General features: G+C 62.5%; 14 protein-coding genes. 1 reads left to right on the forward strand and 13 read right to left on the reverse strand.

Going from position 1 to position 16,687, the window contains the following annotated elements; all coding sequences use genetic code 11:
- Positions 1-19: 19 nt before the first annotated feature.
- The 8 genes from agaF to ABCN07_RS03250 all read right to left on the reverse strand — a co-directional run bounded on the left by agaF (position 20) and on the right by ABCN07_RS03250 (position 7,418).
- Entirely contained in the window at positions 20-454 is a 435-nt protein-coding gene (agaF, locus tag ABCN07_RS03215) for a PTS galactosamine/N-acetylgalactosamine transporter subunit IIA (protein ID WP_343005345.1), read from the reverse strand.
- Positions 451-1,956 (reverse strand): PfkB family carbohydrate kinase, encoded by a 1,506-nt coding sequence (locus tag ABCN07_RS03220; protein WP_343005346.1) that lies wholly within the window; start codon positions 1,954-1,956, stop codon positions 451-453. The genes agaF and ABCN07_RS03220 overlap by 4 nt, the downstream gene beginning before the upstream one ends.
- Positions 1,956-2,963 carry an SIS domain-containing protein gene (locus ABCN07_RS03225; protein ID WP_343005347.1) on the reverse strand — a complete coding sequence of 336 codons (1,008 nt, stop codon included), beginning with the start codon at positions 2,961-2,963 and terminating at the stop codon, positions 1,956-1,958. Before ABCN07_RS03225 ends, ABCN07_RS03220 begins: the two co-directional genes overlap by 1 nt.
- Positions 2,964-3,160: 197 nt before the next feature.
- Positions 3,161-3,964, reverse strand: coding sequence for a PTS system mannose/fructose/sorbose family transporter subunit IID (locus tag ABCN07_RS03230; RefSeq protein WP_293814802.1), 804 nt, complete (start codon positions 3,962-3,964; stop codon positions 3,161-3,163).
- A complete protein-coding gene (locus ABCN07_RS03235) occupies positions 3,951-4,757 on the reverse strand; it encodes a PTS sugar transporter subunit IIC (protein WP_343005348.1) in 807 nt (268 codons plus the stop codon). The genes ABCN07_RS03230 and ABCN07_RS03235 overlap by 14 nt, the downstream gene beginning before the upstream one ends.
- 61 nt (positions 4,758-4,818) lie before the next feature.
- The gene (agaB, locus tag ABCN07_RS03240) at positions 4,819-5,292 is read right to left on the reverse strand and encodes a PTS galactosamine transporter subunit IIB (RefSeq protein WP_343005349.1); all 474 of its coding nucleotides are present in this window, start codon (positions 5,290-5,292) and stop codon (positions 4,819-4,821) included.
- Positions 5,293-5,318: 26 nt separating this feature from the next.
- Positions 5,319-6,209 (reverse strand): DMT family transporter, encoded by an 891-nt coding sequence (locus tag ABCN07_RS03245; protein WP_343005350.1) that lies wholly within the window; start codon positions 6,207-6,209, stop codon positions 5,319-5,321.
- Between the two features lie 468 nt (positions 6,210-6,677).
- Complete coding sequence (locus ABCN07_RS03250) at positions 6,678-7,418, reverse strand: GntR family transcriptional regulator (RefSeq protein ID WP_343005351.1); 741 nt, start codon at positions 7,416-7,418, stop codon at positions 6,678-6,680.
- A 283-nt stretch (positions 7,419-7,701) separates the two neighbouring features.
- Between ABCN07_RS03250 and deoC the strand changes: the two genes are divergently transcribed.
- Positions 7,702-8,433: a deoxyribose-phosphate aldolase gene (gene deoC, locus ABCN07_RS03255; protein WP_343005352.1), complete on the forward strand. Its 732-nt coding sequence runs from the start codon at positions 7,702-7,704 to the stop codon at positions 8,431-8,433.
- Positions 8,434-8,687: 254 nt separating this feature from the next.
- Here the strand turns inward: deoC and ABCN07_RS03260 are convergent, their stop codons facing one another.
- From ABCN07_RS03260 to ABCN07_RS03280, 5 genes are all read right to left on the reverse strand, one after another.
- A complete protein-coding gene (locus ABCN07_RS03260; RefSeq protein WP_343005353.1) occupies positions 8,688-9,560 on the reverse strand; it encodes a hypothetical protein in 873 nt (290 codons plus the stop codon).
- Positions 9,561-10,154: 594 nt separating this feature from the next.
- Positions 10,155-11,345: an Nramp family divalent metal transporter gene (locus tag ABCN07_RS03265; RefSeq protein ID WP_343005415.1), complete on the reverse strand. Its 1,191-nt coding sequence runs from the start codon at positions 11,343-11,345 to the stop codon at positions 10,155-10,157.
- A gap of 157 nt (positions 11,346-11,502) precedes the next feature.
- The gene (locus ABCN07_RS03270; RefSeq protein WP_343005354.1) at positions 11,503-13,344 is read right to left on the reverse strand and encodes a CBS domain-containing protein; all 1,842 of its coding nucleotides are present in this window, start codon (positions 13,342-13,344) and stop codon (positions 11,503-11,505) included.
- A 428-nt stretch (positions 13,345-13,772) separates the two neighbouring features.
- On the reverse strand, positions 13,773-15,707 hold the full coding sequence (locus ABCN07_RS03275; RefSeq protein WP_343005355.1) for a polysaccharide deacetylase family protein: 1,935 nt from the start codon (positions 15,705-15,707) through the stop codon (positions 13,773-13,775).
- 35 nt (positions 15,708-15,742) lie between these two features.
- The gene (locus tag ABCN07_RS03280; protein ID WP_343005356.1) at positions 15,743-16,687 is read right to left on the reverse strand and encodes a PRC-barrel domain containing protein; all 945 of its coding nucleotides are present in this window, start codon (positions 16,685-16,687) and stop codon (positions 15,743-15,745) included.

The following is a 16,687-nucleotide window of genomic DNA, read 5'->3' on the forward strand; positions in this document are numbered from 1 at the left end:
CTGAAGGACAAAGCGCTACTTAGATGTCGTCATCGTCGTCGTCATCGTCGTTGGCGCTCGCGGGCATCTCGAACTTCACGAGTGAGGCGTGGCCGGAGGCAATCGCGGCGTCCGCAAGAGCGTCAACAGAGTCAAAGCCGGCGCGCGTGAGGTGCGTCTCGACAAGAAGCGGCAGGTTGGTACCAGCGATGACGCGAACGTCGTCGCGACCCTGTGCAAGCACCACGGCGGCCTTGAAGGGCGACCCACCGAGAAGGTCGCAGCAGACAAGAACGCCTTCGCAGCCGGCAAGCTCATCGAGCGCCGCCGTCAGCTTCGCGGTGAGGTCCTCGGTGGTGTCGCCGTCGGGGAAATCGACGGCGACGAAGTCACTCGGCTCGCCGCCGAGAAGGGCAAGCGCGCTCTTGAGGCCGGTCGCGAAATGGCCGTGGCCCGTGACGATCAAACCGATCATTTGGACTCTCCAATCCTTCTCTTGAGATACTCGAGAATTTCCTGGTGCGTATCGAATGCTAGCGTAGCGTCGCGGTCGCTGATGTTGCCATGCGTCTTGCAAAGGGCAACCACCTCAGCGCCCGCTCGCCTACCGGCGGTAATGCCATATTCGGAATCCTCCACGACAACCGCCTCGCCCGGCTGGCAACCAAGCTCGCCAAACGTGTGGAGGTAGATCTCCGGATTGGGTTTGGACTCCTCGAAGTCATCGCCCGTGACGACAGCGTCAAATGCATGCCCAAGCTCGCACTCGTCGAGCATCTGGCGAATCTCCGGCATGGAGCTTGAGGAAGCAAGGCCAACGGCGATACCCTCCTCATGCAGCCACGCGAGCAGCTCGCGGATACCGGGAATGAGAGCTTCGCGATAGTCGATGGGGCGCGCAGCGAAATACGCCGTGACGGCAGGCGCAATCTCTTCCGCGGTCTCGTCGAGGTGCTTGGCGATGGTCACGTTCTGAATCTGGGTCGTGCAGCCGTACATCGCGTTGCGGTCTTCCTCGGTGAGCTTGGTAGCACCGCGGCTCGTAAGGAAGTCATCGATGATCGCGAGGTAAAGCGGCTCGGACTCGATAATCACGCCATCCATGTCAAAGACGACGGCACGAACCTCGCCATCGCGCGCGGCATGGCCAAAGGCACCTTCGACCTGGCACATCCTCGCGGCGTGCGCGGCGGCGGTGGCAAGCGCGTCCTCAAGCCGGCTCGCCTCAGGCAGGGCCGCGCCTCGACGCCAGCCCCTCTCGACGAGGGAAGTCACGAGCGCCGTCACGAACGAGTCGCCCGCGCCCATCGTGTCCACGGCGTCGCCCGCAGCAGCGACCCCATGGACCCACCCTCCGTCCCAAGAGAGAAGCGGCGGCAGACTACCCCTCGTAACGAGCACGGGGCAATCGAACTGCCAGTCGGCAAGAAACTCGTCAATGACCGCCTGGTCGATGCCACTCATCGAGAACTGCGCCAAATCGATATGGGGAGCTATCTTGGCGAGGTTCTCAGGCGTGCGGTACTTGTCCTTCTCGCCGAAGTCATAGGAGAGAACGCCCCGACGCCCGTCGAGCAGGGGTAGCCAATCGTCGACCTTCGCGTTGCAGCTCGTGAGGATAGCGTCGAACCCGCAGGCGTACTCGACGGCAGGGCCACTCGGCACGGGAGCTCCCGGCCAGGTCTCCCCCAGCTCGACGCCTTTGAAGTGACGCTCGCCCTCAATGCGGTCCTGATGGCAGACCTTGGTCGTACCGCCGGGGACGATCTCGCAGGCGCTCGCGTCCACGCGCTCTGCCTTGAGCGCGCCGAGCAGGCGCTCTCCCCAGAGGTCATCCGCCACACGGCCAAGGTAGCTCGCCTCGTGCCCGAGGCGCGACGCGCTCACGGCAACGTTCACGGCGTTGCCACCGGGATAGGCGATGCCGAGATTGTCGTAGGAGTCGAAGACGTTGTCTCCCAGGCCGAGGACCTTCATTAGTACTCCAGCTTGCGGTAGTAGCGACGAATGTCGAGCGAGTGGCCGGTAACGTCCTCCATGTTCTTAGAGATGCGCTGGAGGGCGGCGTTCATCACGACGGGGCCAAGCCAGTGGCGGGTCTCGGCGGAAATGCCGGGCATGTCGAACTCGGCGGCGTCGATGACGGTGAGCTCATCGGTGACCTTCTCGGCGAAATCCTTCACGCGAAGATCCAGGGCGCGCGTGGAACCTTCGCCCACGAGCAGCGTGAGGGGCACGTCCTTCTCGAGGAGCTCGAGCGTGCCATGGAAGAACTCTGGGCTCGAGACGCTCTTGGTGCGAATCCACTGGCTCTCCTCGAGCACGCACATGGCATAGGCATAGCAGGTGGGCCAGATGTCACCAGAGGAGACCCAGATGTGATACGGCGCGTCGTGATAGCGCTCGCAGTAGGCGCGAGCTCGGGCATCGAACTGTTTGCGCACGGAGACGAGACCCGGAACGAGGTTGGCGAGCTCGTCGGCAAAGGTGGGATAGGCGTCGAAGCAGCCAGCGTTGTGAAGCAGGCGGCCCAGGAACAGGTAGACGATGAGCTCCTGCGGACGACCGTCGCCGTAGACGAAGCTGAAGTCAGAGACCTCCTCGAGCGGAGAGTCCGCCTTGCCGATGACGGAGAAGATCGTGCAGCCGCGCTCCTTGAGCCAGCGGGCGGCGGCGAGGGTCTCAGTGGTGTCGCCGGACTTGCTGGTCATGAGAACGAGGGTCTTCTCGTCCACCATGTTGCAGCCGGTGAGCACGAGCTCGGCGGAGAGGACGGAGCGCCAGGGGATGTCGCTCAGCTCGTCGATCATCGCGGAGAACGGAGCGAGCATGGCCTGGGAACCGCCGGAGGAGGAAATGAGAATGCCGGAGAAGCCCTTCTCGGCGACGGCGTCCGCCATCGCCTCGATCTCGGCGCGGCGGCTATAGATCGCCTCGCCCTGGGCAAGGATCGTTTCCTCGTTGAACGTGACCATTTCTGCCATGGACCTTTAACCTCCAAGGTAGTTGACGTATTTGCAGAAGGGGGCACGCGAGCGCTTCCGGATGCGCCCGCACGAGCAAGACCGATGCCCCATCGGTCCGCCCTGCGACGGCTCGCCTATAACGGGACGTCGCAGGAAGGACCCCACAGGGAGGGACCCGAAGGTCCCTCCCCTAACCAGGGTGTTACTAGACCGGACTACATCCAGCCCAGGAACGACATAAGGATGCCGAACGCGATGATTCCGAGAATGATCGCGATGACGTTGACCTTCTTCTTGAAGAGCCAGTAGATGAAGAAGACCAGGGCGAGCGGGAGCATGTTGGGCAGCACGCCATCAAAGACGCTCTGCACCGTGGTGCCGCCGATGCCGAAGACAAGCTCCTCGCTGAAGGCGAGGGAGACGTAGGACGGGATCAGGCCGCCCACGACCATCGTGCCGAGAATGCCAGCAGCCTCGGTGACGTACTTGGTGTTCTCGCTGATCTTGTCGATGAACTTCGAGCCGAGGTTGTAGCCGAGCTCAGCAAACCAGATGCGGGAGATGGCCGAGAAGCCCCAGATGAGCATGTAGAGGATCGGGCCGAGCGGGGAACCGTTCTGCGCGAGGGAGCAGCAGATGGCGGCAGAGATCGGCAGGAGGGTGAACCAGAAGATGGCGTCGCCCAGGCCGGCGAGCGGTCCGAACAGGCCGTTACGGATGCCGGCGATGAGCTTGCGGTCCTCGTGCTTCTCCTCCATGGAGAGGATGAGGCCCATGAGGAAGGTGCCCATGTGCATCTCGGTGTTCATGAACTCCATGTTGTAGGTCATGAACTCGACCATGTCCTCCTTGGAGTCGCCGTAAAGCTTCTCGAAGGTGGGCATCATCGACATGGTGAAGCCAGGGGCCTGCATGCGCTCGAAGCTGAAGCCAGACTGCATCGCGATGGAGCGGATGCCGAGCTTGTAAAGATCGTTGCGGGTGAGCTTGCGCTCAGTGGTCTCGTTAGATGTCGTCATCGTCGTCGCTCCCATCGGTGTCGCTGTGCGAGGAGGTGGCGAGGGCAATGGCGTCGTCACCCTTCTTCTCATGCACAAAGTTGATGTAAGCAAGGCACACCGCGGCAATGGCGATGGGCAGGACGTTCGGGAGGTTCATGAACGTAGCCATGATGAAGCCGAGGAACAGGTAGGCGATGTTGCTGCTCTTGAGCATGACCATGAGCAGGAGGCCAAGGCCGACCGCGGGCAGGATGCCGCCAGCAACCTCGAAGCCGTGGACAAGCCAGACGGGGAAGGTGTTAACGAAGGCCTGGAGCGGAGCCTGGAGGGCGAAGGAGCAGAGGAACGCGAGCAGCGCCACGGCGCCAGCCTTCAGGATGAGGGCGCCCCAGACGGTGCGGTTGAGGGCCTTCGCGTCGCCAGCCGCGGCGCAGGCGTCGCACTTGTGGGCGACGGAGACGTACACGGTGTTGAAGAAGATGCCGAGCCACTGCGCGAGGAGGGCGAACGGCAGGGACAGGCCGAGGGCCGCCTCAGCAGACTGACCGGTGGTGTAGGCGATGACCACGGTCATCAGACCGGCCATCAGCGGGTCAGGCGGGACGGTGCCGCCAACGGTGAGCAGGCCGAGATAGCTCAGCTCGGCCACGGCACCGCAAGCGATGCCTAGCTGCATGTCACCCAGCATGATGCCGGCAAAGAACGACACGACCAGCGGACGGAACCAATAGAACGCCTCGAAGACCTGGTCTAGCGCACAGATAAATGCGACGAGCGCGAGAAGCAGGCCTTGTACAAGGGTAATCTCCATGCTTTCCTTCCTTTCTTCCAAACAGACACGTGCAATCGTCTAACTACGCAGGCATCGCCTCCTAAATCTCGGTCTTGCGGTCGGTGGGGAGAATCTGGATGAAGAGGTCAACGCCAGCCGCCTTGATGGCGTCGAAATCGGCGAGGTCCTGATCGTTCACATAGACGTGAGACTCGTGGTAGACGGTCTTCTTGCCGTCAGCGTGCATGTTGCCAACGTTCACGCTCTTGATGGGCACGCCACCCTCAACGAGCTTGCGAACGGCCGCGGGATCATGGACCACGAGCAGGATCGACTTCTTCGGGGTCTTACGAGAGAAGACGTCAATGGTGTGATCGAGCGTGAAGAACTTGATGTCGCAGCCTGCGGACTCCGCCGTCATCTTCATGAGCTGCTGCTGGACCTTGTCCTCGGCCGCCGCGTCATCAGCGACAATGACGAGATTGGCGCCAGTGGCGCCCACCCAGGCGTTTCCCACCTGGCCGTGGACGAGACGGTTATCGATACGCGTCCAAACGATTCCTGCTTCTGCCATGATGCTCTCCGTTCTCCCTGGTTAGTTCACCGGGTGCTTTCGCACCCCTCACAGGGCAATATATGCCCAGCGGGACCCTCGTCCTTGCATGTCGCACGGCTATCGAGAACGAGGTTGATGACGATGCTTGCCACAATCAGCATGGCACCTATGAAAGCGAAGCGCCCGAAGGATTCGCCAAAGGCGAGAAACGCCCAGGTCGGCGCGAGAATGACCTCGCTCATGCAGATCATGTTCGCGCTGAACGCAGGAACACGGCGAATGCCGCGGGCGTAGAAGATGCTTGAGACTCCAGAGCACACGATGCCCTGGCCAAGCATGAGCGCCCAGTTCATAGGCGAGACGGTTGGAACCTCGGGCGCGACGACAAGGAAGCCGAGCGAGGCCACGGCAAACCCCACGAGCGAAGAGGGCATGGGAAGGGCACCTGGCTTGGCGTTCATGAAGAACACAAGGCCAAAGAACGCGCCCGAGACGATTGAAAGGAGATTGCCCAACATCCCCTCGGCCGTAAGCTCATCAAGGAAGAACAGCAGCATGCCGGCAAACGCCGTCGCCACAACGCCGATCTTCGAGGCGCGGGGGAAGCGACGGCGCTCAATCGACTCGTAGATGATGACGAAGATCGTCGAGCTGTACTGCAGGACGATCGCATTGCCCACGGAGGTTAGCTTATTGGCGAATATGAACGTTACGCTCGTCACGCAGCTCGCAAGGCCAACGAACACAGCGCGCTTGGTGAACCTGAGAGTGGGACGTACGACAACGAGGAGAAAGAGCAGGCCGGACAGCGAGGCCACGGCAGAAGTGAGCCATGCGGAGCAAGCGTTTGACCTCGTGAAGAGGCCGACGAAGCTCCAGCACAGCGCCGTAAGGAAGAGGTCGGCGTAGCCACCCGTCCTGTCTTCTGCCGTCAAGTTCGCCATCTTCACCTCGCCCCCGTGTCTGTCCGCGTCCTTCATCGCTTTTCGCGTTAACCAAGCGCGTCTCGAACCGTCTTGAGTGTCGTCTCGATTTGTTTCCAACTATTGCATGCGACTGTTTCCATTTGCAAAACGTCATATATCGTTATAACGACAGCTTCACCATAGACGCCGCGGAGCCATGTGACCAGCCGAACGGGGCGAACGGTATAAGACTTCCGGCAAACGTTATATATCTTTATATTCGTTATCGATAACGCGGATGGAGAAAAGCCGCGGACGTCACGATGCCCAGAGCTTCTGAACGACTTTCAAGCTCGCTGCTAGATGACGAATTTTGAGTCACGAAGGTGTGGCGGGATCACACGACACGCCGCCGCCAGAACGCGAAGGTGTAACGGGACCCCACGACGCATCGCCGCTAGAACGCGAAGGCGTGGCGGGCTCTACGGCGCGTCGCCGCTAGAACGCGAAGGTGTAACGAGACCCCACGACGCGCTGAACGCCCATGTAGAGCGGCTTCTCGTCCTGATCGTTGTATTGCGCCGTAAACACGAAGAGCGGCTCGCCGACGGAAACGCTCAGCACATCCGCGAGCACGGCGTCGGCACGAGTGGAACTGATTCGACACTCGCCCACCATGTGGGGAACTTTGCCGGCCTTCTCCTCAATCAACTTGTAAAGCGAAATGCCGCCGAGCTTCGCATCTACGAGGAACTCGAACCCCGCCCTCGGAAACACGTTCGTCTCGATCATGATGGGCGTCGAGTCCGCAAGGCAGACTCGCGTGAAAGAGATAACCTCGTCGCCCTCGGAAAGGCCGAGGAACGCGCACTCATCCGGAGCCGCCTCGCGAACGCAGTGCTCTGTCTCGATTGAACCAGGAACGTAGCCGCTGTTGCGACAAGCCTCGCTAAAGCTCTGGACCTCGAGGTCCGTCCTGTGCTGCACCATCATGAGATCGCGAGAGCTCTTGACGAACGTTCCGCGTCCCTGCTGCTTCACGAGGTATCCGGCCTCAACGAGCTCGCTCACGGCACGACGAACGGTGATGCGGCTCACACCGTACTGCTCGCCCAGCTCGGCCTCGGTGGGAATCTTGTCGCCGACCTTATACTTGCCGGAATCGATAGCGTACTTGATATTACCAACAACCTGCAGGTACAAGGGCATAAGCGACGATGTCATCACTTGCTTTGCCATATGTCCCGTACCTCCCAGTTCCGTTTGATTGCCATGTCGCCAACGCAACAATGAAGTGTTCGACACGCTGCCGGGGCACCGCCACGCCCCCAACGAGACACTGGTCCAACGGCATGCATCTGCCTTTTTATAGTAACGCCTAACCAGCTAGAACACTTTTCGGACAATAACATCGCTAGTCTCGCACCGCTCGCCGAGAAGAAGCGACGTGTCAGCTTTAATACGTATTGTAACGTTATAAGGTGGCTGTATTCACGTGTCTCTTTGTCGATTGGAGTGCTCCATGACCAAACGCTATACGCTCGATGACTTCGCCCGCCTCTTCGACCACACGAACCTCCAGCCGGACGCCACCGACGCCGACATGCGCAAGCTCTGCGACGAGGCGCTCGAGAATCACTTCTGCATGGTCGCCATCAACTCTGGCCAGAGCGCTCGCTGCCACGCCATGCTCGAGGGAACCGACATCCACGTTGGCGCCGCGATTGGCTTCCCTCTTGGCCAGACCTCCATTGCCTGCAAAACCTTCGAGACCAAAGATGCCCTCGCCGCCGGCGCGGACGAGATCGACTACGTGGTTAACCTCACCGAAGTCAAGGAGGGCAACTGGTCCTACGTGACCGAGGAGATGCGCTCGATCGTCGACGCCTGCCGCGAGGAGACCGATCGCCGCGGCGTCCTCGTCCCCTCGAAGGTCATCTTCGAGAACTGCCTGCTCACGCGAGACGAGAAGCTCAAGCTCTGCGAGATCGCGCGCGAGGTCGAGCCCACGTTCGTCAAGACCAGCACCGGCTTCTCGACGGGCGGCGCCACCGTCGATGACGTGCGCCTCATGCGCGAGAATGTCGGCCCCAACGTCAAGGTAAAGGCCGCCGGCAAGATCCGCGATGCCGAGACGATGCTCGCCATGGTCGCCGCCGGAGCCGAGCGCATCGGCGCTCGCGCCAGCGTAGCTATCATGGACGAGCTCCGCCAGCGATTCGCTGCCGAGGGCCTCGACTACCTCGAGATCTAGCGGGCTGCGGGTCGCGCCAGGCTGCCGCCGCACGCGACCCGCAGCCCGCGACCCGCAACCCGCGACCTGCACCGACCCGCAACCCGCGGCCTGCACCGACTCGCCCGCTCGGGCGGCCGCGACCGACACCTCGCGCCCGCCCGGGCCCGCCCACATGCGCCGAGACACGCACTTTCTCGAGCTATGGCGCCAATTCGACTTCGACACCTCGAGAAAGTGCGTGTCTCGGCAACCGTCTTCGCCGCCGCGCGCCCTCAACGTGCCGCTCGCGGAATCCGATACGCATCCATCAACCTCTTGAAACGCCCCTCGTCCATCACGTCCTCGTAGCGCAGGCGCATCACCTCGACTCCGTGCGACGTGAGCAGCGCTTCGCGCTGGCGCTCGTCGAGCAGGACTCTGAGTGGAGCCCTTCCGACAAGCATCTCGGGGTCCTCGTACTTGCACTTGCCATCGAGCTCAACAACGACCAGCCTCTCGCCGCATCGAATTAGCATGTCGGCGCGATACGTGTGCCCAGGCTCAAGCGGATTGGGAAACTCAACCTGTAGCTCTGGCTCCTTGTAGCCAAGCTCGATCATGCGCGCGCGAACCATGGACTCCCCGCCACTCTCCGCGCGGCCGTCCATACACTCGAGGACGCGACGAGCGTTTCTGATTCCCCTCGCTCGGGTGGCGCCAACAACAAGGCCCGCGAACTCGCCCACCTCCATCAGCCTCATGTGGAGGGCCGAGTCCGCCATCGCCAGAGACTCGTCAAATGGCAAGCAGCGGACGCAGTCGAATACCGTTTGCGCTGGCGAAGCAAAGAGCAGGCCCGAAGCTCGCCAGACGGCATCGGAACCCAAACGAGGCAACATGCGGATGCCATTTCGCTCGCCGCAATGCGCCTCCGAAGGTGCCGCGATCTCGATTGGCAGCCCTTCGAAATCATGGCGCGCGTACGTCATGGATAGACCCAGCGCCATGGCAGCCGTCATCCTGCAGAAGACCCAATCCGGATGCTCGCGTGCGAGCGCACGCGCGACATGGAGGTGCCTTTCGACCGGGTTCAAGTCCGCCCAGTAAGACATGCGGGCATAGAGGCCTCGCCGCACCCGAATAACGCCGCCATTCTTGGTCCTCACGCTAAGAGCCGAGACAAGCCACGGAGCATCCCCGGCGAGGCAACGCCCGTCTCGCTCCGCAAGCTCAAACAAACCGTTGAGCCTTTCGCTGACACGCCGCTTTTCCCGAGTGCTACTCCCCATGAACGCCCCCTCCGCATCGTATGGGCAAGAGCATGGATGGAAGAATCACGACAAGCTCGAGAAAGCGAAAAAAGACCCGCGCGCTCAAACGCGAATCAGACAGCAACCCAACACGTTTTGGCGATTTTGTACCAATCGAATTCAAACAAGAAGGTGCGCGCCACGTTTAACTGTGACGACGTCGGGACGTCCGGTGTTGAAACTGGTCGGCGGCGCCAGCGAGATTCATTAGTGTCCGCCTGACTGCACGCTGGCAAACGAGAAGCCCCCTCGAGACATGCAAGTATTCGAGTTATTGAGGGCGAATCGGCCCCGCATCTCGAAAAAGTGTATGTCTCGGCAAAAGGACGAGAGGGGCGGGCGCGTTGGGGACGGCCGCGCGAGAGCCGGCGACGCGGCAGCGCAACGGCCCGGCGGCGGCTCAGCAGCTCGGTGGCCCGGCGGCGCTCGGCTGCGCCCGCGAAAGTGCCGCTAGTAGCCCATGGCCTGCAGCACGAACATCACGACGGTGAGGATCGCGACGACGACCACGATGAACCAGGTCAGCGTGGTCCAGAGACGGCTGTTGGCGTAGGCGCCCATGACGTGACGGTCGTCGGCAATGCGCACCATGAAGACGAGAAGGACCGGCAGCAGCACGCCGTTGATGACCTGCGCGATCATCATGATGCCGAAGAGGTCCACGTTAGGCATGACGACGACAAGCGCAGAAAGCAGCGTAATCGCCGTGACCATGCCGCGATACGCCGGGGCCTCGGCCCAGCTCTTGTCCTGGCCGCGCTCCCAGCCAAAGGCCTCGCACACGGCGCTCGAGGTGATGCCCGGCAGCACGCACGCGGCAAGGAAGCTCGCGCCCACGAGGCCCACGCCAAACAGGACCTCGGCATACGGGCCGGCGAGAGGCGCCAGCGCGCGGGCAGCGGCCTCGGCCGAGTTGACCTCGATTCCCGCTGGGTGCAGCACGCTACCCGTGCATACCACGATGAAGAAAGCGATGAGCTGCGCCACCACGGCACCGCTCACGGTGTCGATACGCTGATAGGGAAGGTCGTCGGCGTCGCAGTTCTTCTCCACGACGTTGCCTTGGCCCATGAAGATCATGTACGGCGAGATAGTGGTACCGATGTTTGCCACCAGCAGGCTCACGTATGCGGGCGTCACGTTGACCTGCGGCAGGAACGTAGAGTGGAGCACCACGCCCCAATCCGGACCCACCATGAAGCTCGCCGCGACGTACGTCACGAACACGCAGCCAATAGCAAGGAGAATCTTCTCGATGCGCTTGTAGGACCCGCTCATGCCCAAGAGCCACACTGCGATGGCAGCAATGGGCACGCTCACGATGGGCGGAACACCAAACAACTGCATACCGGAGGCAATACCCGCGAACTCAGACAGCGTAACGGCCGTGTTGGAGACGATAAGCGCCAGCATCGCGAACGCAGAAAGGCGCACGCCATACTGCTCGCGAATGAGCGCCGCAAAGCCCTTGCCCGTGACGCAGCCCATGCGCGCGGCGGTCTCCTGCACGACGATGAGCAGGAAGCACATCACAGGGATACTCCATAGCTGCTCATAGCCAAAGACGGCGCCGGCGTTTGAGAAGGTCGCCACGCCGCCGGCGTCCATGCCGGCGAGGGCGGTCAAGAGACCCGGTCCCATCGCGCCGAGAACGAGCGCTGCCTTAAGCGGCTTGCGGATGGGCGAGGTGGTGGAGGTGTCGGCGCCCACGGCTCGGACACCCCGAAGGTTACGCCACGCTTTAAAGGACCTCACGCGGCATCTCCCCCTATGCAGTCACGTTGGTTCGCCATACGCGCTACCCCATGATGGGCGTGGTCAGCAGGAAGGCCACCACAACGAACACGACGAGGGCGATCGCCAGAGCAGCGATCTGGAGAGCAAGGCCACTCGTATCCGCGCCATTGGCATCGCGCTGACGGAGGAACTTGAGGTACGCGGGCGCCGTGGCGAAGCTCAGCACAATCACGACCGCAGCCGCCTCGAAGCCGCGAAGCAGCTCAAACACAACGGCACCAAGACCCTCGCTCGCGGTCGAGAGAACGCCGTTCACGCCCACGATGACGAGAAGAACGATGGCGGCCCAAACCACACCGATCGCGAGACCCTTGACGGCGAAGCCGCCGATGGACGGCGCGTCCTCGTCGTCCTCGTCATACTCGATGAAGAAGCCGGTCACATAGCGAATCATCTCGCTAGCTGCAACGAGCGCGACGGGCGCACCCACAGAGACGGCAATGCCAATCTCCGGGCCGAGAAGAAGTGCGAGTGCAAGGCCGGCAATCGCCCAGAAGAAGAACCACATCTGGTTGCGGAGGAAGCGCAGGAACTCGCCCGAACTCTCGCCGGAATCAGAGGTGTTGGTCGAGCCACCCGCAATGCGCAGGTCCTCCTCGTGCTCTTCCTCGAGAACGTCGAGCGCGTCATCGACCGTGACGATGCCGAGAATCTTGCCGCTGTTCTCATCGACGACGGGCATAGCAAGCAGGTTGTACTTGGCGATGTCCTCGGCGACGTCCTCCTGGTCGTCATCCGGCCTGGCGGTGAGAACCGCGTCGTCACTGGCAAGCTTGCCAATGGTGTCCTCGGGCTGCGAGACGAACAGGCGGCGCACGGGGACAACCCCGGCGAGTTTTTCCTCGTCATCGGTCACGTAGATGTAGTTGACGGGCTCGAAGTCCTCCGGGAGCGCACGCATGCGGTCGACGACCTCGGCGACGGTGGTATCGCGCGGCAAGGCAACGAACTCCGAGGTCATGATTCGACCCGCGGTGTCGTCCTTATAGCCCAGCAGCTGTCGAATGGCGCGCTGCTCCTTGATGCCCATGAGGCGCAGGAGCTTCTCGGCGCGCTCATAGTCGAGCTCTCCCACGAGCTCGGCGGCGTCGTCTGGGTCCATCTCGGACAGCATGCGCGACGCGTCGGCGTCTTCCATGTTGTCCATGATCCTCGCAGCCATCTCGTCGTCATCGAGCTCCGCGATTGCCTCGGCGGCCTGGGCGTCGTCCAGCTGGGCGAAGACCTGACCACGCAGGCGCGGGTCGAGCTGCTCGATGATGTCCGCGACGTCAGCGGGATGCAGGTCATCGAGCGTCTGGTGCGAGACGGAGAGCTTCACGCTCGAAAGGTCTCGATCGATGAGGTCCATGTAGTTCCACGCGATGATCTTCTCGGGAATCTCATCACCAAAAGCGTGGGCAGCGCGAACGGCCAGGCGCTCGAGGGCGGGAGACAGCGCGCGGAGGATGCCACGAGCGCCCACCTCGGCACCAAGGAGGCGCAGCTGGCTCTGGCTAGTATCGGAGAGCTTGAGGTCATTCACGCGGACGACGCGCATGCCGCGCGTGTCGACGATCTGCTTGTTGAGGAGGTCACGCGCGATGAGGACCTCGTCCGGCTGCAGGTAGGAGAAGCGGATATCCGTCGCGGGAACCGCGAGCCTAACCTCGCCGTCATCGAAGGAGTCGACGTACTTGCGCCACGAAATCATGAACGGCGTCTTGCCGGGGCCGCGGAATGCGAGCGAGGTAACGCGGGGAAAGACCTCGCGCGTGGCGATGCCGAGGTCATTGACGACGCCAATCTTCTCGCCGTTGGCGTCAAGAACTGGATTTCCCAGAAGCTGGGACAGATAAATCATTTGTGCTCCTTCGCGCTTGCGACCAAAGCGATCGCAACCTTAGCCACCCGCGCGAGACGCTCTCAGGCGACGGCGCCGAGGCTCGGACATCCCATGCGGCGCGTCCGTTTGAAGCACGTCACACGGGGTCATCGACTCACAGGTCGAGGTTTCATCAATGACCCTTCTCTTTGGATAGAGGCGCGGCGAACATGCCACACCACCGCCGAAACTAAGCCGGCGGCGCCGGGCCATCGAGGCCCTAGCGCCGCCAATTGTACACGCAAAACGTCAGCTGAGGGTAAGGGGCGACTACCTTGCCCAAAAAAGCTGCTGCCAGGCACACCCGTGAGCGGCTCGTTCCCAGTCAGGCACGCCCACATACAGCTCCTCCGCACGCCGTCGCATCCGCCCGGCACGCGTCCAAGCCGCCCGAGCACCGACAGCTCCTAGTCCTCGCCCGAGCCGTCTCCGCTTGCCGCCGCGGTGGTGGCGGCAGTCGTCGCATCGTCGTCATTGCCCTTGATCTCCGTGGGCCAGACGCAGCCCTCCGGCATCGTCGCGTTACCGGACGCGATGTCCTCGGGAATGGAGCTGTCGCTCTTCATGAGCTCCGTCACGGTAACGAACTCATAGCCCTCCCCCTGGAGGGTCTCGATGATAGTCGGGAGCGCCTCGACGTCCTGGTCGCGGTTGCCGCCGCCATCATGCATGAGGATGATGCTTCCCGAGGTAATGCCCTTGAGGGAGTTCTGGACGATCGCATCCGCGCCGGGACGCTTCCAGTCAAGCGAGTCCTGGTTCCACAGCACGCTCACGCTAGCGAGACCACCCGAGTTGAGCCATGCATTCTCGTTGAAGTCGCCATAAGGCGGACGGAACGCCGTGGTATCGGCACCAGCGTTGTCTTTAATATCCTGGAAGGCGCTTGAGAACTCGCTCTGCAACGCCGAGGCATCGAGCTTGGTAAGTTGTGCGTGCTGGTAGGTGTGGCTCTGGATCTCACTGCCCTGATCGATGACCTTCTTGGCGATATCCGGATACGCCTCGATGTTCTGGCCAAGGTTATAGAACGTGGCGTGAATGTTGTACTTGTCAAGAATGTCGAGGTAGGCCTCGGTGTATTTCTCCGCGGGACCATCGTCGAAGGTGAGGGCAACGAGCTTCCTGCCGTCATCGGGCGCAATCTGGTGCACGGTGATGATGGCGTTCTGAGTCTCCTCGAGCGTGTCGCCGCGGGCCTTCTCGCCCGAGCGCTTACCGGTACGCATCTCGTACGAGCCGGGCTTCGGCCACTGGGAGATATAGGTGATGTTGCCCCAGGCGTCACCGCCCATCTCGAGCTGCGGGCTCTCCTGCATCACCTCGACGTCATAATCCTCCATGCGGTCCCCGCCATCAGCAATCTCAAGCTCGTCGCCACCGGCCACGCGATACGCCGCGGCGTCTTCAGAGGAGAGCTCGTTGCCCCCAAGGGTCGCCGTGAAGGCATAGCCAGCGCCGTCCTCCAGGTTCTTGCCAGAGACCGAGACGAGGTTGCCCGCCTTGGGCGAGAGCTCGGCGGCAGAGATGACCTGCTCGCACGTGCTGTTCACGCGGACGCTAAAGTCCTCGCCGTTGAGCTTGATGTCGACCTTGCGATTCGACCACAAAAGGATGCCGACGATCGCAAAGATGGCAACGCAGGCAATGCCGATGATTGCAGGGCGGGCACCGGCGAAGTCAACGCGACGCCCGCCACCGGCGGGCATACCGCCGCGGCTATGGGCGCTAAACGCGCTGGTAGTAAGCCTGGGCATCCCGATCTTGGGTGCGCCGCCGCGGCCGCTCGCGGACCGGCGGCCCGCCTGGCCATGACCGCGCGAGCTCGAGCGCCCGCCTGCCGGCGTGGAATAGCGGTTGCCAGCGCCCTGGCGCGCATACGAGCCAGACGCACGGCGGCGATCCCCGCCACCCAGCTGCGGGGCATCCTGATAGCGGCCAGGCTGGCGAGACGCCGCAGGCCGCCCGTCTTGAGACGCGCTCCGCTTACGAGAAGAACCACCCGTACGCGAAGAGGTCACACCCGATGAATAGCCTCCGGCTCGGCGGTCGCGGGCATACGCGTCTTCGCGAGAGGAGCGAGAGCCGGCGGCGTAACCGCGCGAGAGACGAGGGTCACCAGCGTAGCCACGAGCGCCGGCGCCAGCCCCGTGGTTCCCCGTCCTGCCATAGGCATCAGAGGAAGGCCTCTGGCCACGGTGGCCGCCGGCAGGACGCTGGCCACGGTAGCCTTCACCACCGGCGCGCTGATACGAGTCATAACCACCGGCGCGCGAGTCGCGAGCGCGACGCCGGTCGTCGCCGCGGCGCTGATCGCCGTAGGGATTCTGGTCATAGGACATGTCGTTTCCGTTCGTTCGGGAATGCGGGCACGCCGTTACTTGCTCGCGTCCTTGAACTCGCGCAGAAAGCCGGAAAACATGCCCTTGGTCTTGCCAAGCTGCTCCCCAACGACGCGAGCAGCCTTCTGACCATTATCGGACGTGGGCGTGGCGTGCGCTACCCTATTTCCGGCGGCTGCCGAAGCATCTCCTGCAGCCGTGTTTGCCGCAGCCTTGCCGGCCTGCGCCGCGCCGTCCGCACCGGAAGCCTCCTGGAAGTCCTCCACCGCATGCTGAACGCCAACCTTGGCCTTGCCAATCACCCTGCCAAGCCCATGGCTTCCCTTGTCGACGGCGACCGAAGCGGCGGCTCCGGCCTTGGAAGCAGCCTGCTTCGCACCCTCCTTGGCGACCGCATACCCCTCGCCCGCCTTGCCGGCGAGGCCACCGGAAAGCTCGATTTTCGCAGCCTGGTCCTTCACAATCATGCGCCCACGGTCATAGCGGACAACCCACGCCGCCGGGATGTCAAAGGTGCCCACGAGCGAAGATGCCGTGGAGCCCTCCTGGGCGCAGAAGCAATCGACCTCGCCCGTCTCCACGTCGACGCTGGCGTCCATGACATAGCCGAGGAACTTTCCGGACTCGCAGTAGACGTCCGCACCACCCCAGATGATGCAATGGTCGAGGTCGAGGCTCAGGCGCTTGCAGGCGTCCTTGTCGAAATCATCCTTCTCGCCACGGCAGATGACGCCCGCGTCGACGAACTTGAGCGCGTCAAGCGGAATGAAGCGGTCGTCCTGCTTGACCATGCCCGCGATGTCCGGGCGCTTGAGCATCACGCCAACAACGACGCGGCTATCCGCGGAGAAGACGAGGTTGTGCACCTTGCCAATCTTCTTGGGATCAGCTGGCAAATCGTTCTTCTTCTGCTTCTTGGTCTGCTTTCCGCGCACGTAGACGCGTGAGCCAACGAGCTTGGCCATCATCTGCTTTGCCAT

The sequence above is a fragment of the Collinsella sp. 1033st1_E11_1033SCRN_220408 genome, from assembly GCF_039062465.1.
Lineage (GTDB): Bacteria > Actinomycetota > Coriobacteriia > Coriobacteriales > Atopobiaceae > Parolsenella.

Coding starts and splice junctions, on each gene's coding strand:
- agaF (WP_343005345.1), bottom strand. CDS start 454: ATGATCGGTTTGATCGTCACGGGCCACGGCCATTTCGCGACCGGCCTC.
- ABCN07_RS03220 (WP_343005346.1), bottom strand. CDS start 1,956: ATGAAGGTCCTCGGCCTGGGAGACAACGTCTTCGACTCCTACGACAAT.
- ABCN07_RS03225 (WP_343005347.1), bottom strand. CDS start 2,963: ATGGCAGAAATGGTCACGTTCAACGAGGAAACGATCCTTGCCCAGGGC.
- ABCN07_RS03230 (WP_293814802.1), bottom strand. CDS start 3,964: ATGACGACATCTAACGAGACCACTGAGCGCAAGCTCACCCGCAACGAT.
- ABCN07_RS03235 (WP_343005348.1), bottom strand. CDS start 4,757: ATGGAGATTACCCTTGTACAAGGCCTGCTTCTCGCGCTCGTCGCATTT.
- agaB (WP_343005349.1), bottom strand. CDS start 5,292: ATGGCAGAAGCAGGAATCGTTTGGACGCGTATCGATAACCGTCTCGTC.
- ABCN07_RS03250 (WP_343005351.1), bottom strand. CDS start 7,418: ATGGCAAAGCAAGTGATGACATCGTCGCTTATGCCCTTGTACCTGCAG.
- deoC (WP_343005352.1), top strand. CDS start 7,702: ATGACCAAACGCTATACGCTCGATGACTTCGCCCGCCTCTTCGACCAC.
- ABCN07_RS03265 (WP_343005415.1), bottom strand. CDS start 11,345: ATGGGACCGGGTCTCTTGACCGCCCTCGCCGGCATGGACGCCGGCGGC.
- ABCN07_RS03270 (WP_343005354.1), bottom strand. CDS start 13,344: ATGATTTATCTGTCCCAGCTTCTGGGAAATCCAGTTCTTGACGCCAAC.
- ABCN07_RS03275 (WP_343005355.1), bottom strand. CDS start 15,707: ATGTCCTATGACCAGAATCCCTACGGCGATCAGCGCCGCGGCGACGAC.
- ABCN07_RS03280 (WP_343005356.1), bottom strand. CDS start 16,687: ATGGCAAAGCAGATGATGGCCAAGCTCGTTGGCTCACGCGTCTACGTG.